Here is an 18,169-nt window from a genome sequence, read left to right on the forward strand (position 1 = left end):
GGGGTGTTTATTGAGTTATTCAGCTGCGGCCGGTTAGGCCTGTTCCGTGACCTTCAGGCCATCCCAGTCCGCGTTCTGGACTTGGTTTGGAGGCGCGGCGGGCGAAGGTTTGCCGTCCAACGTCCGCATCAGTGTTTCGCGATCGCAGGCATTCTCCGAAATGGACATCACCACGGTAGCCACGGCGTTGCTGGCAAGACTGGTCAAAGCCCGCGCTTCCGACATGAAGCGGTCGATACCGATCAGCAGGGCAAGGCCGGCTAAGGGAATGTCATGGATAACGGTCAGTGTCGATGCCAGCGCGACAAAACCGGCACCGGTGACGCCTGCCGCGCCCTTCGAGGACAACAGCATGATCGCCAGCATGGTCAAGGTCTGCGATAGGCTCAGCTCGATGTTGCAGGCTTGAGCAATGAACACCGCTGCCAGCGAGAGGTAGATCGCCGTACCGTCGAGGTTGAACGAGTAACCCGTTGGCAGTACCAGCCCTACCACGCCTTTTTTGCAACCAAGCGCTTGCAGCTTTTCCAGCATCCGAGGCATCACCGGCTCGGTGGAGGAAGTCCCCAGCACCACCAGAAATTCTTCGCGGAAGTATCGCAACAACTTCCACAAACTGAAGCCATTCGCCCGGCAAATGCTCCCCAACACCGCAAAGACGAAGAAGGCACAGGCGATGTACAAGGTCATGATCAGCTTGGCCAACGAGCCCAACGAGGTAATACCGTACTGGCCCACGGTGAATGCCAAAGCGCCAAAGGCACCGATCGGAGCGAAGCGCATCAAGTAGGAAAAGATCTTGAACACCATCTGCGAGGCAGATTCCAGTACATCCAGTACCGGCTTACCACGCTCGCCTATGGCCGAAAGCGCAAAACCGCACAGCACCGCGATGAACAACACCGGCAGCACTTCGCCTTTATTGAAAGCACCGATGAACGTGTCGGGAATGATGTGCATGAAAAACTCGACCACTCCCAGCTTCGCGGCTGAATCGGTGTACTGCGACAAGCCCTTGGTGCTCAACTGGGTGGGGTCAATGTTCATGCCCACACCGGGCTTAAACACGTAGACCGACACTAGGCCGATGATCAAACTGATCACGGTCAGCGCCAGGAACAGCAACATGGTCTTGCTCAACAGACGCCCTAGGGAGCGTTTGTCGCTCATGCCGGCGATGCCGGTGACGATGGTGCAGAACACCACCGGAGCGATCATCATCTTGATCAGCTTGATGAAGGCATCACCCAGAGGCTTAAAGGCAATGGCCTGTTGCGACCAAAAATGCCCAACCAGCACGCCCAACAGCACGGCGAAGAGAATCTGGAAGTAGAGCGATTTTACAACTTTCATGGCATCACCCATTTTTAGAATTGTTCTGATGCAAATACGGCAATGACTAGAGGAAATTATCCGGCGAGTCGTTGGGAAGCTGCGGCGTAGACAAAACCGGAGAAAAGCCTGCGCGATGTACGCACCACCGAGGCACGAATTGTCTCACCCCGAGTACCGGTGTAGGACAATACGACATCTATTCCACCACTTGGATGTTCAATGCGTACTTGTTTCAAGCGCGGCTCGCTCACCCCGCCAAGCAATTGCGCGACCACACTGCCTTCAGTCACACAAGCCGTGGCCAAGCCAATAGAACCCGTAATAGCCAACGCACGGTGACAGTTGTGTGGCATGAAGTAGCGCACCTGGATTGTGCCGCCAGATTTGGCCGGAGACACCAGTACGGGCTTGGGAATCACTTTATCACTGACATCACCTAGGCCCATTGCCAGGCCAGCTTGCAATCGCAAGGATTCCAGGCGACGCAGGAACTCTTTGTCAGCATCCAGTTCAGCAGGACTTTCATCACCGCGTTTACCTAGCTTGCCGGCCTCGACAATCACCATTGGCATTGCCATATCGATGCAGGTCACGGCAATACCATCGATCAGATCCTGCGTTCGACCCGTCGGGAAAAGTTTACCGGTCTTGCTGCCCGCAGCATCCAGAAAGGTCAGTTGCACAGGAGCCGCGGTACCCGGTACTCCATCGATAGCGGTGTCGCCTTCGTAGCTGACACTGCCACCGGGGGTCTGAACCTCAGCATTTACAAAAGTCCCGGTGTTGAGGTTGCGAATACGCACGCGGGTCAGGTCTTTGGAGGCCTTGACCAAGCCCTCCTCGATGGCGAACGGGCCTACGGCGCAAAGCATGTTGCCGCAATTAGGCGCTGTGTCGACTCGACGCTGGGAGACCATGACTTGAACGAACAGATAGTCGACATCCGCGTCAGGATGCAGCGACGGGCTGACGATCGCTACCTTGCTGGTTTGCGGGTTACCGCCACCGATACCGTCAATTTCCAGCTCATGGCCAGAACCCATAAGGTTGAGCAGCAGCTCATCACGTTCTTCGATTGCAACAGGTAGATCCCAGGCGAGAAATACCGGGCCCTTGGAAGTGCCACCACGCATTAGTACACAGGGAATTCGCTGCATGAATACTGACCCTTGTTGATCAATAGGAGTAATTGATGTCCTGTAAGCAAGAGTCGCAGGCTTTAAAAAATGTTTCCAATGCAAATATCAGCCTGATTATTGCGTTTAGCGAATGATAAATTTAGGATGATCTGGCTGAATTTCTCTCATCTGCTGAGATAAAAAATGAATTATGAGCTCAATGACATTCGATCTTTCGTGAAGATCGCAGAACTTGGAAGCTTCCACGAAGCGGCTGATGCATTGCACCTCTCCCAACCAGCGCTCAGTCGGAGAATGAAAAAGCTTGAAGAGGGATTGGGGACCGCCCTCCTCGATCGCACGACAAGGAGGGTAAGTCTTACTAGCGTTGGGAGAGACTTCCTGCCCAAGGCACGACGCTTACTGGATGACTTCGATGACTCAGTACTTAACATCCGAGAACTGGCGGAGCGGCAGAGCGGCCGTGTAACCCTCGCCTGTATTCCTACCGCCGCCTTCTACTTCCTTCCTTCGGTAATCCGGCTCTACAACGAGCGCTATCCACAAATACGCATTCGCTTGCTTGATCTCAGTGCGAACGAAGGGCTGGAGGCTGTTCTACGCGGCGAAGCGGACTTTGGCATCAACATGATGAGCGGCCAGCACCCAGACATAGAGTTCGTGCCATTGGTTAACGAGCCTTTTGTTTTAGCGTGTCGACGCGATCATGAGTTGGCGGAGCGTAGCTCGGTAACCTGGTCTGAACTCAGCAATTACCGCCTTATCGGGGTCGGTCGCCTAAGCGGTAACCGCATGTTGCTCGACCACGCGTTGTCGGGCTTGAGCTGGCGTCCGCAATGGTTCTATGAGGTACAACACCTTTCTACTTCACTGGGCTTAGTAGAGGCTGGGTTAGGGGTATCGGCGATGCCCAGTTTGGCGATGCCTGCGGTGGATCATCCCACGTTGGTGAGTGTCCCTTTAATAGAGCCCATAGTTAACCGATCGTTGGGGCTGGTTTACCGGCGAGGCGCCTCACTTTCTCCGGCAGCGGAAAAATTCGTGTCAATACTGCTGGAACAGTGGGAGAAATGACCCAACTCTTCTTTAGCAGGATCCGCGGATCAGCCTTGGTCAAGTCCATCGTGGTTTTAACATCCGGCGCGTCCAAGTACCTGACGACGCTAGTCTGCACCGCCGCATCAGCACAAACCCCGCACAGACAACGGGTTGTGAGGAATCAGACCAGATACTTGGTGGCATCACTTTAAGCCGCTGGTGTCGCTCCGTCAGCGGTCCATTTCAGGGTTTGCTGACGGACCAAAACTCATGCGTGAGTGAGGTACCAGCGCCAGTCCTGCTCTCCGACTTCAGCATTGAATTTACGGAACTCGCGCCACTTGATCGCCAGAAAAACCTTTAGGAACTCAGCTCCCAGCGCCTCATGTGCCCACGTTGAACGTTGCAGTGCCTGCAACGCTGTAAGCCAGTCGGTGGGTAGAAAATCGGTCGCCTGTTCATAGCCATTGCCTTCAATCGCCGCGCCGGGATTGCTTTGATGCGTGATGCCGTAGTGAATGCCTGCGAGTACTGCGGCGGCGGCGAGATAGGGGTTGGCATCGGCACCGCAAATGCGGTGTTCGATATGCCGACTGATTGCTGGGCCGCCGGGCACACGGAACGACACAGTCCGATTGTTGACGCCCCAACTTTTGGCCAGCGGCGCGTAACTGCCGGTCTGGAACCGGCGATATGAGTTCGCATGGGGGCAAAATATCGCCAGCGAGTCAAACAGGGTTGCCATCATCCCTCCAATGGAATGACGCAACAGTGGCGTGCCCTGCGGGTCTTCGCTCGCATACAGGTTGTGACCCTGCTCGTCGGCCAGGCTGACGTGCAAATGCATACCGCTACCCGCCTGGTCGCTGAATGGCTTGGCCATGAAACACGCTTGCAGCCCATGTTTGTTGGCTACCCCTTTGACCAGGCGTTTGTAACGTACGCCTTCATCAATCGCCTGGAGTGCGTCGAAACGATGCTCCAGCGTCAACTCGAGCTGGCCTGGAGCATACTCAGAGATCGCTGTACGCACGGGTAATCCCTGTAGCGCGCAAGCCGCGTAGAGGTCATCAAGAAACGGTTGAAGCTGCTCCAGTTCGTATACGCCATAAACCTGCGGAGCAACTGGACGTACGCCATTGGTCTGCAACGCTGGCTGCGGCCGACCGTTGACGTCGCGTTGCCGATCCAGCAGATAAAATTCCAACTCAACGGCCATGACCGGATGGAAACCATCGGCTTTAAGCCGCTCGATGGTGTGCACCAGTACATGGCGCGGGTCGGCCGGCGCGGCGGGGATACCGTGGGTCGGGTGCATGCTGACCTGCACTTGGCCTGTGGGATTGGTGCGCCAGGGTTGCAGGGTCAGGCTTCCCGATAAGGGATAGGTCCAGCAATCAGCGTCAGCGACATCCCAGACCAACCCTGTGTCTTCTACGTCCTCACCCTGCACGGTCAAGGCAAGAATGGAACTTGGCAGTGGCCGACCATTTTCGTAGATCGCCAGCAGCTCGTCGCGATGCAACAGTTTGCCCCGTGGAACACCATTCGCGTCGATAAGGAACAACTCGATGCTCAGCACTTCAGGGTGCGCGGCCAGATAATCCTTGGCCTCTTTTTTGTCAGCAAATTGCATGTCAAACCTCTTAGCGCTCATTCAAGCGACTTGGCAGTATTTGATAAAAATGGGGGCGTCAACCGTCCAGTTATTAAGAGATGACCCGAGCTCCAGGTATGGCAAGCAGCTGAGTCAGCGCGTTATCCAACTCACCGATCAGCCTGTCGATATCCGCCTGACTGGTCTGCGGACAGCACAGGGTCATGTTGTGAAAGGGCGTGATCAGGATTCCGCGGTTGATGAGGTACAGGTGCAGGGCCATTTGAAGGCTGTCATGAAAAGCCGCCTCGGCCTGCGCGCCTGTTCTTGGCGAGGTAGCACAGAATTGAAACTCACAACGCGCGCCCAACTCTGTTACAGACCAGTTCAATTGGTGCCGCTTGAACAACGCTCGAAATCCCTGCGCCAGTCTTGAGGCCAGAGGCAGCATGTGCTGGTAGGCAGAGTCTGTCATAACCTCTTCAAGACTGACGCGCATGCAACGCATCGCCAGTGCATTGGCGGACAGTGTCGTTCCCATACCGCTATGGCCATGCCCGCCGCTCTCTTCGCTGAGGGTCTTCTGCACGTCGCGCATGGCCAAGGCGACTTGCTCGGTCACACCAAACACCGCGCAAGGCACGCCACCGGCGATAGGTTTACCTACCACGAAGAAGTCGGGTTTCAAATCCCACTGGCGAGTGCATCCACCGATGCCGGTAGAAATAGTGTGGGTCTCATCAATGACCAACAGGCTGCCATATTTAAGGGTCAATTCTCGGCACTTTTGCATGAAACCCGGATCGGGCAGGACCATGCCTATGTTCGTCATCGCGGGCTCGCAAATCAGCGCGCACACATCGCCTTGCGCTAACGCAGCCTCCAGCGCGTCGACATCGTTGAAGGGGATGGATCGACTGTATTGGGTCAAGTCGTAGGCTTGGCCCACAAGACCTGCACGGTGCACTGTTTTACCTTCGCGGTACCGCACCATCACGTCATCCACGGTGCCGTGATAACAGCCGTCGAACACCAGCAATACATTGCGTTTGGTGATAGCGCGCGCCCAGCGCAACACATACCGATTGGCGTCAGTTGCATTGGCGGTCACCTGCCAATAAGGCAGCTCGAATCGCTGAGCCAGCAACTCTCCACAGACCACTGCGTCTTCGCCAGGAAGCATCGTGGTCAAACCGTTATTCGCCTGCTCTGCGATGGCGCGGGCAATAGAATCAGGTGAATGGCCAAACATCGTGCCGGTGTCGCCAAGGCAAAAGTCAATATATTCATGACCGTCAACATCGGTGAAGCGTGCCCCTTTGGCACGCTGGACGAAAAGCGGCGACGGCATCGACCAATCGCTCATCCAGTGCATGGGAACACCGTTGAACAGATTCGCCTTGGCGCGCTTGGCCAGGGCCAGTGAGGTGGGGTTGTTTTCTATAAATCGGGCACGCTCGGAGGCGGTAAAAGCAGCAATCGCTGATTCACTAATTCCACTTTTCGACATAATCAAAACCCTGTGTTAATTATCAAATTAATTAAAAGTCCGTTTCTTAATGACAGCCGAATACGGCTCAAAGAAATCTCCTATTCTTTGATATGTCGTGCTTTTATAAAACGCGGTTATAGCCCCCACCCACAGGATCAATCGTTGATCACTCTGGAGAGTATTCAAACTTAATAGCGGCTGGATTACTTAAAAGGCTCTTTTTTACTTCCGGTCAAAAGAAAATAAATCATCTGCGTCCTGGCATCAGCCGTGAGGTGCTTTGTTCTCGATCAGACAGTTCCCGCCATCCACCACGAGTACTTCCCCTGTGATGTAACTGGCGTCGGGCGATGCCAGAAATGCAACCGCTGCTGCCACTTCGCGAGGGGTGCCTGCCCGCCCGATCGGGGTAAAGCGCCCCGCCTCTGCTTCAACGGGCGTGGTTGACCCAGTGGAGATCCATCCAGGAGCCACGCTGTTTACGGTAATGCCCTGCTTGGCGACTTCAAGTGAAAGTCCCATGTTCATGCCAACCATCGCGGCCTTGGCGGCGCCATAAGCGGCTTCGCCCGGATTGCCCCCCCTAGTGCCCGTGGTGGAACTAACATTGACAATGCGCCCGTAACTTCGCGTCCTCATACCGGGCAAAACGGCCCGAGTCAGGAGAAAAGCGGTCGTTAAGTTTCTGGCCAGTGAAAGATTCCAGTCATGCAGTTCCATCGTTGCCAACTCCGAGAAAATCTCAGGGCTTCCTTGCATGGCCATGCCGGCATTATTCACCAGAATATCGACCCGTCCCCAGACTGATTCTGCCCATAGGCTGAATTCACGTACCTGACTTTCATCAGTGAGGTCAGTTGGCCGGCCTTCAACTTCAAACCCTTCAAGGCGTAGCTCTTCAATACGATCGGCGATGCGGTTACTGCTGGCAGTGATAATCAATTTCGCCCCGGATGTACCTAGCCTGCGAGCAATAGCCATACCAATCCCAGATTCGCTCCCGGCACCACTGACAAGTGCCACATGCCCTCTCAATTCCGCACCCAACATGGTGTGCCCCACGTATTTAATTTGAAAGAGAGTAGAAATTAGGCCAATAAACCTGATAAACAAAGACGATCATCATCAGAAAATTTGACAATCACTATGGCGTTTACCAGTGAGTCACTTAAAGTTTTCCTCTCGGTCGTCGACAGCGGGTCCTTTTCTGCCGCTGCTCGAAAATTAGGCCGGGTACCCTCGGCAATCAACATGGCCGTGTCGCAGCTTGAAGCAGAGCTGGATTTATTGCTTTTTGACCGATCAACCCGCAAAGCTATTCCTACGGCAGCCGCCAAAGCACTGGAACCCCAGGCACGACAAGTCGCCAGCCAGTTAAACCTGCTGGACGCCCATGCGCTCCAGCTTCATCAGGGGTTGGAGGGACGCTTGGTCCTTGCAATGGCGCCGGAGTTGCAGACAGGCATATGGAATCGTCCGCTGTCCATTATCGCCAGGGAGTTTCCCACGCTTGAAATCGAGATTCGCTCCGCGTCCCATCCGGAGGCGATGCGCATGCTCCATGAGGGGCGTGTGCAATTGGCACTTGGATTTGAACGACCAGGGCTTGACGAGCGGGAGACGTTTCTTGAAGCGGGGAGCCAATTGTTAGTAGCAGTTGCCTCTCCAGATCATCCTGCGGCCGCCGGCAAGAAAAGCCCCTTAGGTGAAGAGCAACTGGTCAACGTTCGACAGATCATCGTTGCTACTGGCGGACCTACAGACTCTGACCCGCGTGTTGTACTCTCACGGCGGATTTGGCACAGCGACAATTATCTGGCAACTCTCGATCTGGTGCAGCAAGGATTGGGCTGGGCTTATCTTCCACAACCGCTGGTACAACCTCTAATCACTTCGGGCGCATTGACGGAGGTTGTGTTTGACAACATGCCGAGTCAGATGCGGTTATGGGTCGATATCATCTGGGTAAAGAATCGACCGCTGGGGCTGGGAGCGCGTCGTTACTTGAGTCTGATGCGCGAAATGGCCGAGGGCGAGCCTCGTCGTGTTTGAGAAGTAATAAATGGCGGGCCACAACACCTTCAGGAATTCAGCGCCCAGCGCCTCGCCTGTCCAGTGTGAGCGTTGCAGTACCTGCAACGCTGTCAGCCGGTCGGTAGGAAGAAATTCGGTCGCGCCTCTAAGACACAGATCTGATCTGTTTTTTATATCGACTCAATCAACAGTCGTTTTAAATCCATTCAGTGCTCAAGCGCCTTGATTGTCACTGAGCTGCGTGCGTCAGACTGCTTAAAAAGTCTGCGACCAAGCGATTGAATACTTCGCCTTGATCATCATGAACATAGTGACTGGCATCTGCCACTTCCACGGCTTGGACCTTCGGGTTGCTGGCGCACATGGCCTGCAGCATGGCAGGTGGTAGAAAGTCCGAGCGGCCGCCGCGAATGAACAGGCTTGGGCAGTCCAGGGAGCGCACCGCAGGCCACAAATCGGTAGGTTCGATACTCAGCCGTGCCTCGGCAATCCCCTGTTGATCATGACGCCAGCCAATCACGCCGTCGCGCTCTTGCATCGAATGCGCCAGCCTGGATGCCAGGCCCTGCTCCGATAAACCTGGGCGTGAGGCTTTCCAGAACGCGCGGGCTGCGTCCCAGCTTTCGAACTGCAACGGCGTCTGGCCCATCTCGCGACGAATACGCGCCGCGCCATCGCCTTGGGTTGAAGACCCGGGGCCGATATCCTCGATCAGCAAGCCCATCAAGCGTCCCGGATGTTGCCGTGCATACTCGAGCGCGTTGGCGCCACCCAATGAGTGCCCGAGCAAGACAAAACGCCGCAGGCCGACATGGGCGATCAAATCCTCAAGGTCCTCGACATAGGATTGAGTGTGATAACTGGAAGGTTCAGCCCAGTCGCTCAACCCACGGCCGCGCTGGTCCAGGGCAAAGATGCAGTAGCCCTCCCCCAGGGCCTGCACCAGCGACTCCCAGGTCTGCGCATAGGCGCGCAAGCCATGCAATAGCACCAACGGCACGCCGGTCGGCGCGCCCCAGCGCAAATAGTGCAGGCGCAAGCCCGAACGATTGGTGAAGAAACAGCTGTCAGCAGGCATGGCCTTGCTCCTTTAGAAACGGTCGAAGCGGTAAGGGCTTGGGTCAATGATCGGCGTATGCCCACTGACCAGGTCCGCCGCGAGATGGCCCGCCGCCGGCGACGTACCGAACCCGTGCCCCGAGAAGCCGGTGGCCACGGTCAGCCCCGGGATCTGCGCAACCGGGCCGATGACCGGGTTGGAATCCGGTGTCACGTCGATAGTGCCCGCCCAGGCATGCGCGATCCGCGCCTGTTGGAACACCGGCCAGGCGGCAATCAGGTTGTTCATCGCGTCGTTGTTGAGCCGTGGGTTGGCCTCCGGGTCCTGCACCCTGACGCGCTCGAACGGGCTCACGCTGTCTGCCCGCCAACGCCGCGCCAGCGCCAAGTCATTGATAAACGGCTTGCCCAGCGACACGTTCAGCACACTGCGTTGCGCACGGAACTGCGGCATATACTGCTTGGCGAGCAAGAGGTGATCGAGGGTCAGGAACGCATCCAGCTTGCCGCGCTGCGTGATGATGAAACCGCCGTCCTTGTGCTTGCGAAACGAAAAGTCCGGCGCGCCAACAGCAATCTCTGTCGGCCCGTCCATGGGGTGGGTACGCAGTACCGAGCAGGTCAACGGCAAGGTCGGCAACGAGACGCCGAGGTTGCCCAGAAAGCGCCGTGACCACATGCCCCCCGCGAGCAAGACGTGATCACAGCGAATTTCACCTTTTTCCGTGACCACGCCACTGACCGCACCTGCGGACATCTGCAGTGTACGCACCGCGCACTGCTCGATGATCACCACGCCCATGGCCATGGCGGCCTTGGCAATCGCGCTGCTGGCCAGCGTCGGTTCGGCGCGCGCATCGGAGGGCGTAAATATGCCGCCGGCCCAGTCACCCACGCCGCCTGGCACCCGCGCGTCAATCTCACGCTTGCTGAGCAGGCGCGAATCCAGCGACAAGTGCTCCACCGACTTGAGCCAGCTTTCGTGCATGGCCATTTGCGCCGAGGTACGCCCGACAAACATGATGCCTTCCTGGCGATACCCCACATCCGCCCCTACCCGCTCAGGCATCTGCGCCCACAAGCGGTCAGCGGCGAGGGCCAGCGGGATGTCAGCCGCGTGCCTGCTGGTCTTTCGCACCCAGCCCAGGTTGCGGGATGACTGCTCGGCGGCGATCCGGCCTTTCTCCAGGACCACCACCGAGATATTGCGCTCTGCCAGGGTCAGCGCAGCCGTCAGGCCGATGATCCCTCCGCCGATAATGACGACGGAGGCCGCGGGGGGAAACACAGTGGACGTTGTCACGGGCGCAATTGTCGGGGCCATGGTCAAGACTCGGTAAGCGAATAAAACGGCCACGCCTGCGCACGGCCGCGTGACGATTATTGCGACAGGCGAATGACCTCGACCTGCGCCTTCGACGCGTTGCGATACGCGGTCACTTCCAACTCTACTTTGTAGACTGTCGAGCCCAGGGGTGGACACGTGACGGTGCTGGCTGGATCGACGCCGCGAAACTTTTCGCCGATCAGGCCCATCACGGCCGGCACATCCTTGGGGTCCTGGATAAACACCCGAGAACACACCACATCGGCCAGGCTCGCATCGACGACTTTCAGGGCTGACTCGATATTGGCAAACACCTGGTGTGTCTGCTCCAGGACATCTTCCGGAATCAGCTTGGTCTGCGGGTTGCGGCCAGCGGTGTTGGACACGTAGATCCAGTTGTCCACCACCACCAGGCGCGAATAGCTGGCCTGGTCTTCGAACGGCGAACCGGTCTTGAGCTTGATGATTTTTGTCATGTCGAATACCTCGTCAGATTGAATGAAGGTGTGGCTCAGCGCAGCTCCGGGGTTTCCCACAGGTTCAAGGTCACGCCGATGCCTTGCTTGACGGCGTTGCGGTACACCACCGTGCCCCAGGCCACGTCTTCGACGGGCATGCCGCCCACCGACATGATGATGATTTCCTCATCGTTCCTGCGGCCAGGCGCGGCCCCGGCGATGATCTTGCCGATGTCTTCGACGTCGTCGAGCTGCATCTTGCCTTCGGCAATCATGTCCATGAAGCGCACGCCAATCACCGGCACATTGTGATGCGCGGGCTTGGGCAATTCTTCGAACCAGGCCTGGTAGAGACCGGTGTTGTCGAGCACCTTGCGTACGTCAGCCTGCTCCATGCCAGCGTCGAGCGAGCACGACGCCGGCATCGCGAGAAAGGCGCCTGGCTTGACCCACTCACGCCGCACAATTGGGTAGAGCGAGGGGTCGCCGGTGGCACCAGAGCTACAATAAGTAACAAGGTCCGAGTCGCGGACCACCGCTTCGAGGGTGTCGACCACTTCTATCGTGGTGATCTGCGGATAAGTGTGTTTGACCCACGCGATAAAGTCGTCGAGGCTCTTCTGGCCACGGCCCTTGATCTTCAATGTGTCGATATGCGGGCACACAGCGATGAAAGCCGCCAAGGTGGTCTTGCCCATGACGCCAGGCCCCAGCAGGCCGACGACTTTCGAGTCCTTGCGCGCCAGGTGACGTGCGCCCACGCCGGGAATTGCACCGGTGCGATAAGCGGACAGCAGGTTGGCTGACATATGGGCCAACGGCGCGCCGGTGTCGGGGTCGTTCAGGGTGAACATCAGGATGGAGCGCGGCAGGCCTTTTTCGCGGTTGGCGATATTGGAGCCGTACCATTTCACCCCAGCGGTGCAAAAACTGCCGCCCAGGTACGCTGGCATAGCCATCATGCGCCGATCAGCCGTGGGCTTGGGCATATTCGGGAACGGCGATTCCTGCGGAAAAATCACCATCGCACCATGGGAATCATTGTTCGGGCCGGCCATGCGATAGTCACCGGCATACAGCAAGCCGAACATCTCCTCCATGGTATTCACGCAGGCCAGCATGTCGGTCACACCCGCGCGGATCATGTCTTGCTCGGAGAGGTAGATAAAGTCGATTTTTGTGGTTGTGGACATAGTTATTCTCGGGCTGAAGGTGATATCACTGCGGTAGGCGCAGCTCCACGCTGTCGAGACCGAGTATCAGCCGGCGGGTATTGGCGGTATTGTAAATTTCGGACATGCCGCTCACGCCGACATGCGAATAGTTGGCGCGATTAATGCGTTAAATTTCCCGTAGCGCTGCCTTCCCTAGGTACAACCATGATCAAACCGAGCGTGCCGACGCCCCGGCACCACACAGCGAACGAACAGCCCTGGTTCGTGCTCAACTCTTCACGCTATTCGGTGATGCCTTGCGCGCACCCGGCGATCTCGCATTTCTATGCGTTCGATGTGGCGCAATCGGCCAACCTGCTGGCCGTGCCGGACGGCTGTGTGGATATTTTGTTCGACTGCGATGCGACACGGCCCACGGCGCGAATCTGCGGCACTCCGCTGGTTGCTCAGGCCGTCGAGTTGCACCAGCACCACCACTACTTCGGCGTACGCTTTTCACCCGGGGTCATTCCCGGCTTCGTCAATGTGCTCGCAGAGGAATTGACTGAACGCGAACTCGACCTGCTGGAGGTCTCAGAGTTTGCCCAACGCCTCTTCGAAAGCATCGTCCAGGCACCGCTGCTGAGCGATCAGATGCGGCTGTTCAACGACTACCTGACCCCACGCCTGATGGGCAAAACATCGAAACTCACCGCCATGATCATCCAGCAGGCGTTGCACCATCGCGGCGATATTCGCATCCAGCAACTCGAAGACCTCAGCGGCTACACCAGCCGCACCCTGCACCGCCAGTTCAACCAGGACACCGGCATGTCACCCAAGACATTTTGCCGAATCATCCGCTGCCAGGCGGCCCTGGACACCCTCAACACCCAGCACGATGTATCGTTTTCGCAGTTGGCCCTCGACCTGGGCTTTTCCGATCAATCGCACTTCCTGCGCGACTTCAAGAAACTGGTCAGCACCACCCCCTGCGACTACCAACGTACAATGACCCAAAACGCCTACACCGACAGGATCAGCTACGCCTGATCACACGCTGCGCAAATAAATCCGCGTCTCCATCGTTTCTCCATAAAACCTCCCATGAAAGCGCATGCTCGTGGTGCACAGTAGGCTTCGTCGCAACAGGCTAATTCGCCATACTGCGACGACCGAACAGCACGACCGAGCGGACCATGACCGAATCACACCTTGCATCGACACCCACGGACCTCGCGGACAAACGCCAGGCGTTGATATTGATCGCCGAAGACGAACCTGAAATCGCGGACATCCTCAGCGCCTATCTCAAGCGCAGTGGCTTCCAGACCGCCCAAGCCCTGGATGGCCGCCGCGCCCTTGAACTGCATCAATCGCTCAAGCCTGACCTGGTACTGCTGGACGTGCTGATGCCGAACCTGGACGGCTGGATGGTACTGGCCGAGATCCGGCACCGGGGCACCACACCCGTGATCATGCTGACCGCCCAGGACCAGGACATGGACAAACTCATGGGCCTGCGTATCGGTGCCGACGACTACATCGTCAAACCGTTCAACCCGGCTGAAGTCGTCGCCAGGACCCAGGCGGTACTGCGGCGCTCGCTCGATCATGGCTATGCCACCCGCCCCAGCGTACTGCGGGTGAACGCCTTTGAAATCGACATCGACAGCCATGAAGTCAGTGTGCAGATCGGGGCACAGAAGCACCCGCTCAACCTGACGGTGACCGAGTTCAGGTTGTTGGCCCAATTGGCCAAGGCCCCCAAGCGCGTATTCAGTCGCGCCGAGTTGCTGGCGCTGTGTTCGCCCGAGAGTGACAGCCTGGAGCGCACGGTCGACAGCCATATCAGCAAGCTGCGGCGCAAAATCGAAGACCTGGGTCTCCAGGGCGTACCGGTCAGTATCCGTGGGGTCGGCTACCGATTCGGGAGCACCCCATGAGGATCGCCAACAGTTTGAGCCGGCAGATCATTTTGTCGATGTCCGCCGTGGTGCTCTGCGTGATCGCACTGGCGGTGGTCGGTTCCTATGTGTTTTACGCGTTGCTCTGGATGTTCTGGCCGCCGTCGGATCTGGACGTGGACGAATGGCTGCCCACCGGCGTGGAGTGGGCATGGATGGCACTGATCACCTGCATCAGCCTGGCGGTGGGCGCCGTGGTCGCGATCAAACTGTCCCGACGCATTCTGATGCCCTTGAACTCGGTCGCAACCAGCCTGCGCCGCCTCGCCGACGGCGACCTCGATGCCCGGGCAACCGCCTCCAACCGCTCATTGGCGGAGGCCACCTTGTTAGTGGATGACTTCAACAGCATGGCCGATAGATTGAAACGCATGGCGGAGGAGCAATCCTTCTGGAACGCCGCCATTGCACATGAACTGCGCACCCCGCTGACCATCCTGCGTGGCCGCCTGCAAGGGTTGGCGGAAGGCGTGTTCACCCCGGACCAGGCGCAGTTCTACAGTCTGCTGAACCAGGTGGAAGGCCTGACGCGCCTGATCGAAGACCTGCGGGTAGTGGGCCTGGCGGACAACGGTTACCTCGAAGTCCATATCCAAAGCGCCGACCTGGCCGAGGAAATCGAGGCAGACGCTCGCCTGTTCGAACCGGGCCTGCTTGCATCCGGGTTCGTGCTGCATCTGGATCTGCTTGAACGGCCTGTGCAGTGTGATCCCGCCAGGATCCGCCAAGCATTGCTGGCCATGCTGGACAATCTGAGACGGCATGCAACCCCTGGCAATGTCACGGTGCGTCTGAGCAGCCAGGATGGCCTGAATACCTTGAGTGTCGCGGACGAGGGCCCGGGCATCGAAGAAGCCTTCGCAACGCACATCTTCGAACCGTTTCAGCGCGGGGAAAGTTCGCGCTCCCGCGCCCAGGGTGGCAGCGGCCTGGGGCTGGCGGTGGTGCGCGCAATTGCCCTGTCCCACCAAGGCAGCGTGACCTGCCGGAACCTGGACAACGGCGGCACCCTATTCGAACTGAGCTGGCCCGACCACTTGGTCGCCATCTAACTCCAACCGCCCCAGGTGAAGGCATGCGCCTCTCTATTTTCAGGGTCAATCGGTACCGCCACTTTGCCTTGCTCGACACACAGGGACGTTGTATCGCTTTCAAGAGCTGCGAAGGGATTCCAGAGAACGGCAAATGGGTTCAAGTCAACGAAGTCAACCTGGCCTGGTTGAACCGTGCGCTGCCTGCGCGCGCCATGGCCAAGTCAAACACCCGCCCCTTGTAGGTCAGCCTGGGATTGCTTGTATGTCTATTAACGATCGCGATCGAAACCGAATTGACGTGACACTGCTTGAAGACTCGGTACGGCTCTACAGCGCCAAGCTCAGAAAACTGCAGCGGTTCTGGATTCCCCTGCAAAAACAGGCGCCCCGCCTGGTGCTGTCACTGTGGGTCCTGGGGGTGATCGCCTCGCTGTTCAGCCAGTCCTATTACCACTGGTTATTTACCGCGCCGGCCATTTGCATGCTGATCATTCTCGAAATCGTCATCGACGAAGTCCAGATCGACTTGTTATTGGTGACCGAGGAGACGCGCTATCTGCTCGACGTCACCCACGGTCTTTATACCGGGACCCTGAGTTCCCACCCCCGTACTCTGCGTAAGCCAGGTGGCCCATGCCCTCCGTCACACCTCCACTCCTGATCGAGCACAGCCGCAAGATCGGTCAACAGTCCGCCAGCCAGACGCTCAAGGCGATCGCCAAGGCCTATCCGGGCAAGTTGTTTGGCACCTTGTCGCTGGTCGCGTTGGAGAACGCGTTGCTGCTGGCCTACCCGTTGTTTGCGGGGTTTGCCGTAGACGCCATGCTCCGCGGCGACGCCGGCAACGCCCTGCTCTACGCCGCCGTTGTCCTGGGTTTCTGGGTGGTGGGCGCCGCCCGGCGCGCCTTGGACACCCGCACCTTTACGCGTATCTACGCTGACCTTGCAGTACCGGTGATTCTTAACCAGCGCCTGCAACGACACAGCACCTCCAAGGCCGCCGCTCGGGTGGTATTGGCACGGGAATTCGTCGATTTTTTTGAAAAGCACGTGCCCACGATTGCCACGGCGCTGGTCTCGATCATCGGCGCCGCTGCCATGTTGCTGGCAATTGAACCCTGGGTCGGCCTGGCGTGCCTGGTGGCGCTGGGGCTCTGTCTCGCAGTGGTGCCTGGCTTTGCGCGCCGCAACCAGCGCTTGCATGAGCGCTTGAACAACCGTCTGGAAAAGGAAATCAGCCTGGTGGAAAGCGTCGGTGCGCACACCTTGCGTCGTCACTATCAGGTACTGTCGCGCTTGCGTATCTGGCTATCAGACCGCGAGGCTATCGCCTTTCTCACCATCGGTGTTCTGGCGGCCTTGCTCTTTGTGGTCGCCATCAGCCAACTGGCATTGGCGCCTGCAGTGAAAGCCGGCCATATCTATGCGGTGATGACTTACCTGTGGACGTTTGTCAGTTGCCTGGATGAAGCCCCCAATGTGGTCGACCAATTGGCTCGGCTTAAGGACATCGGCAAACGCGTGGATCCGGGTTTGAACGAGGCGGCCTGATCTTTCGCCTATTCAGAGGATCGCCCGCTGGGTTTCCGACGGAGACTCGCCAAACAACTCGCGGTAATGCGCGGCGAAGTGGCTCAGATGGAAGAAGCCCATTGCCACCGCCACATCGCCGACGTTCTGGCTGCCGCCCGGGGTGGCGATCAGCTGCCGGCGTACCGCGTTAAGGCGCAGGTTGCGCAGGTATTCGACCGGGCGCAGGCCGGTCACCGCCTGGAAACTGTTCTGCAGGGTCCTTCGGCTGACCCGCAGGTGTTCGCACAGGTCGAGAATGCTCAGTGGCGTGTCGCCGCTGGCGTCGATCAACTCCTGGCAACGCTTGACCAGGTAGGCACTCACGGCGAAGTTGCCACGCCGGCACCGCACTTCGTCGGTGGCGTTGCTGAACAGATCGAGAAAGGCGCCGAGCAGCTCGTCTTCGAGCATCTTTTCGGCGCAGGCACTGATAGGGTCCGTTTGTTGCAATAGGTGACGAAACAGCGGGTAGATACGCTGGCGTATCCGCAACAGTAACGCGTCATCCACGCAAATCTGGGAACGGGTGGTGACGCGCTTGAGTTGGTCGCTGGACAATTCGAAGGCGGCGAGTTTGGCAAAACGTACGGTGTCGACGTTAAGCGCGAAGAAATGCGTGCCTTCGGGCGCATGCAGCACAAACTCCTCGCCATCGCGCAACAGCACCACGTTGTGCGCGCCCACCTGCTGCCCCTGTACCACCGGTGCACTGCCCAACGACATGGCCACACACAGTCGTCCTTTAGGCGCAAAGCCGCGCTGCACCACACGCTTGTCCAGCACTTCCTGGAAGATCTGAAAACGCTCGGCCGACAATTGGCGCAGCCCGCTGGTCAGGCAACCTCGCCCCAATTGGTCGTACACTTGCCGCCAGCCCTGGATAGAGCCGGCATGCAATTGAGGGTCATTGAAGGTTCGAACTTCAGCAAGCATGGTCGTCGTTCCTCGGGGGCCCCGTTGTCG

The 18,169-nt window shown here is 57.9% G+C and carries 18 protein-coding genes; 8 read left to right on the forward strand and 10 right to left on the reverse strand.

Features of this window, described 5'->3' with window-relative positions:
• Nucleotides 1–33: 33 nt before the first annotated feature.
• Nucleotides 34–1,365: a dicarboxylate/amino acid:cation symporter gene (locus K7431_RS01340; RefSeq protein WP_012724240.1), complete on the reverse strand. Its 1,332-nt coding sequence runs from the start codon at nt 1,363–1,365 to the stop codon at nt 34–36.
• A 44-nt stretch (nt 1,366–1,409) separates the two neighbouring features.
• Entirely contained in the window at nt 1,410–2,492 is a 1,083-nt protein-coding gene (locus K7431_RS01345) for a 4-oxalomesaconate tautomerase (protein WP_012724241.1), read from the reverse strand.
• 165 nt (nt 2,493–2,657) lie between these two features.
• On the opposite strand from K7431_RS01345, the gene K7431_RS01350 reads away from it, so the two are divergent.
• Nucleotides 2,658–3,548, forward strand: a complete 891-nt coding sequence (locus tag K7431_RS01350; RefSeq protein ID WP_012724242.1) for a LysR family transcriptional regulator — start codon at nt 2,658–2,660, stop codon at nt 3,546–3,548.
• A 232-nt stretch (nt 3,549–3,780) separates the two neighbouring features.
• Here K7431_RS01350 and K7431_RS01355 read toward each other — a convergent pair whose 3' ends face one another.
• From K7431_RS01355 to K7431_RS01365, 3 genes are all read right to left on the reverse strand, one after another.
• Complete coding sequence (locus tag K7431_RS01355) at nt 3,781–5,148, reverse strand: glutamine synthetase family protein (protein WP_012724243.1); 1,368 nt, start codon at nt 5,146–5,148, stop codon at nt 3,781–3,783.
• A 73-nt stretch (nt 5,149–5,221) separates the two neighbouring features.
• The gene (locus K7431_RS01360) at nt 5,222–6,619 is read right to left on the reverse strand and encodes an aspartate aminotransferase family protein (RefSeq protein ID WP_012724244.1); all 1,398 of its coding nucleotides are present in this window, start codon (nt 6,617–6,619) and stop codon (nt 5,222–5,224) included.
• Nucleotides 6,620–6,865: 246 nt separating this feature from the next.
• The gene (locus K7431_RS01365; protein ID WP_012724245.1) at nt 6,866–7,651 is read right to left on the reverse strand and encodes an SDR family NAD(P)-dependent oxidoreductase; all 786 of its coding nucleotides are present in this window, start codon (nt 7,649–7,651) and stop codon (nt 6,866–6,868) included.
• 96 nt (nt 7,652–7,747) lie between these two features.
• On the opposite strand from K7431_RS01365, the gene K7431_RS01370 reads away from it, so the two are divergent.
• Entirely contained in the window at nt 7,748–8,653 is a 906-nt protein-coding gene (locus K7431_RS01370; protein WP_012724246.1) for a LysR family transcriptional regulator, read from the forward strand.
• A gap of 211 nt (nt 8,654–8,864) precedes the next feature.
• Here K7431_RS01370 and K7431_RS01375 read toward each other — a convergent pair whose 3' ends face one another.
• The 4 genes from K7431_RS01375 to K7431_RS01390 are packed head-to-tail and all read right to left on the reverse strand — an operon-like array spanning nt 8,865 to nt 12,672.
• On the reverse strand, nt 8,865–9,713 hold the full coding sequence (locus tag K7431_RS01375; RefSeq protein ID WP_012724247.1) for an alpha/beta fold hydrolase: 849 nt from the start codon (nt 9,711–9,713) through the stop codon (nt 8,865–8,867).
• A 12-nt stretch (nt 9,714–9,725) separates the two neighbouring features.
• Entirely contained in the window at nt 9,726–11,018 is a 1,293-nt protein-coding gene (locus K7431_RS01380; RefSeq protein WP_012724248.1) for an NAD(P)/FAD-dependent oxidoreductase, read from the reverse strand.
• 56 nt (nt 11,019–11,074) lie between these two features.
• Nucleotides 11,075–11,497, reverse strand: a complete 423-nt coding sequence (locus K7431_RS01385) for a RidA family protein (RefSeq protein ID WP_012724249.1) — start codon at nt 11,495–11,497, stop codon at nt 11,075–11,077.
• Nucleotides 11,498–11,532: 35 nt separating this feature from the next.
• The gene (locus K7431_RS01390) at nt 11,533–12,672 is read right to left on the reverse strand and encodes a tyramine oxidase subunit B (protein ID WP_012724250.1); all 1,140 of its coding nucleotides are present in this window, start codon (nt 12,670–12,672) and stop codon (nt 11,533–11,535) included.
• 186 nt (nt 12,673–12,858) lie between these two features.
• Between K7431_RS01390 and K7431_RS01395 the strand changes: the two genes are divergently transcribed.
• The 6 genes from K7431_RS01395 (at nt 12,859) to K7431_RS01420 (ending at nt 17,185) form a co-directional block, all read left to right on the forward strand.
• Complete coding sequence (locus tag K7431_RS01395) at nt 12,859–13,686, forward strand: helix-turn-helix domain-containing protein (RefSeq protein WP_012724251.1); 828 nt, start codon at nt 12,859–12,861, stop codon at nt 13,684–13,686.
• A gap of 146 nt (nt 13,687–13,832) precedes the next feature.
• Nucleotides 13,833–14,579 (forward strand): response regulator, encoded by a 747-nt coding sequence (locus K7431_RS01400; RefSeq protein WP_012724252.1) that lies wholly within the window; start codon nt 13,833–13,835, stop codon nt 14,577–14,579.
• Nucleotides 14,576–15,652, forward strand: a complete 1,077-nt coding sequence (locus tag K7431_RS01405) for an ATP-binding protein (protein WP_012724253.1) — start codon at nt 14,576–14,578, stop codon at nt 15,650–15,652. The genes K7431_RS01400 and K7431_RS01405 overlap by 4 nt, the downstream gene beginning before the upstream one ends.
• A 23-nt stretch (nt 15,653–15,675) precedes the next feature.
• Nucleotides 15,676–15,876, forward strand: a complete 201-nt coding sequence (locus K7431_RS01410) for a hypothetical protein (RefSeq protein WP_012724254.1) — start codon at nt 15,676–15,678, stop codon at nt 15,874–15,876.
• Between the two features lie 20 nt (nt 15,877–15,896).
• The gene (locus K7431_RS01415) at nt 15,897–16,295 is read left to right on the forward strand and encodes a hypothetical protein (protein ID WP_012724255.1); all 399 of its coding nucleotides are present in this window, start codon (nt 15,897–15,899) and stop codon (nt 16,293–16,295) included.
• Complete coding sequence (locus tag K7431_RS01420) at nt 16,268–17,185, forward strand: ABC transporter six-transmembrane domain-containing protein (RefSeq protein ID WP_012724256.1); 918 nt, start codon at nt 16,268–16,270, stop codon at nt 17,183–17,185. The genes K7431_RS01415 and K7431_RS01420 overlap by 28 nt, the downstream gene beginning before the upstream one ends.
• 12 nt (nt 17,186–17,197) lie before the next feature.
• Here K7431_RS01420 and K7431_RS01425 read toward each other — a convergent pair whose 3' ends face one another.
• Complete coding sequence (locus tag K7431_RS01425) at nt 17,198–18,139, reverse strand: helix-turn-helix domain-containing protein (RefSeq protein WP_012724257.1); 942 nt, start codon at nt 18,137–18,139, stop codon at nt 17,198–17,200.
• Nucleotides 18,140–18,169: the final 30 nt, after the last annotated feature.

The sequence above is a fragment of the Pseudomonas fluorescens group sp. genome, from assembly GCF_020093335.1.
GTDB classification, from domain to species: Bacteria; Pseudomonadota; Gammaproteobacteria; order Pseudomonadales; family Pseudomonadaceae; genus Aquipseudomonas; species Aquipseudomonas petroselini.

Excerpts from the sequence above, each read along its gene's own strand:
- K7431_RS01410 (WP_012724254.1), top strand. The coding sequence starts at position 15,676 with ATGCGCCTCTCTATTTTCAGGGTCAATCGGTACCGCCACTTTGCCTTG.
- K7431_RS01345 (WP_012724241.1), bottom strand. The coding sequence starts at position 2,492 with ATGCAGCGAATTCCCTGTGTACTAATGCGTGGTGGCACTTCCAAGGGC.
- K7431_RS01385 (WP_012724249.1), bottom strand. The coding sequence starts at position 11,497 with ATGACAAAAATCATCAAGCTCAAGACCGGTTCGCCGTTCGAAGACCAG.
- K7431_RS01365 (WP_012724245.1), bottom strand. The coding sequence starts at position 7,651 with ATGTTGGGTGCGGAATTGAGAGGGCATGTGGCACTTGTCAGTGGTGCC.
- K7431_RS01350 (WP_012724242.1), top strand. The coding sequence starts at position 2,658 with ATGAATTATGAGCTCAATGACATTCGATCTTTCGTGAAGATCGCAGAA.
- K7431_RS01425 (WP_012724257.1), bottom strand. The coding sequence starts at position 18,139 with ATGCTTGCTGAAGTTCGAACCTTCAATGACCCTCAATTGCATGCCGGC.
- K7431_RS01370 (WP_012724246.1), top strand. The coding sequence starts at position 7,748 with ATGGCGTTTACCAGTGAGTCACTTAAAGTTTTCCTCTCGGTCGTCGAC.
- K7431_RS01390 (WP_012724250.1), bottom strand. The coding sequence starts at position 12,672 with ATGTCCACAACCACAAAAATCGACTTTATCTACCTCTCCGAGCAAGAC.
- K7431_RS01360 (WP_012724244.1), bottom strand. The coding sequence starts at position 6,619 with ATGTCGAAAAGTGGAATTAGTGAATCAGCGATTGCTGCTTTTACCGCC.
- K7431_RS01420 (WP_012724256.1), top strand. The coding sequence starts at position 16,268 with ATGCCCTCCGTCACACCTCCACTCCTGATCGAGCACAGCCGCAAGATC.
- K7431_RS01415 (WP_012724255.1), top strand. The coding sequence starts at position 15,897 with ATGTCTATTAACGATCGCGATCGAAACCGAATTGACGTGACACTGCTT.
- K7431_RS01405 (WP_012724253.1), top strand. The coding sequence starts at position 14,576 with ATGAGGATCGCCAACAGTTTGAGCCGGCAGATCATTTTGTCGATGTCC.
- K7431_RS01340 (WP_012724240.1), bottom strand. The coding sequence starts at position 1,365 with ATGGGTGATGCCATGAAAGTTGTAAAATCGCTCTACTTCCAGATTCTC.
- K7431_RS01395 (WP_012724251.1), top strand. The coding sequence starts at position 12,859 with ATGATCAAACCGAGCGTGCCGACGCCCCGGCACCACACAGCGAACGAA.
- K7431_RS01355 (WP_012724243.1), bottom strand. The coding sequence starts at position 5,148 with ATGCAATTTGCTGACAAAAAAGAGGCCAAGGATTATCTGGCCGCGCAC.
- K7431_RS01380 (WP_012724248.1), bottom strand. The coding sequence starts at position 11,018 with ATGGCCCCGACAATTGCGCCCGTGACAACGTCCACTGTGTTTCCCCCC.
- K7431_RS01400 (WP_012724252.1), top strand. The coding sequence starts at position 13,833 with ATGACCGAATCACACCTTGCATCGACACCCACGGACCTCGCGGACAAA.
- K7431_RS01375 (WP_012724247.1), bottom strand. The coding sequence starts at position 9,713 with ATGCCTGCTGACAGCTGTTTCTTCACCAATCGTTCGGGCTTGCGCCTG.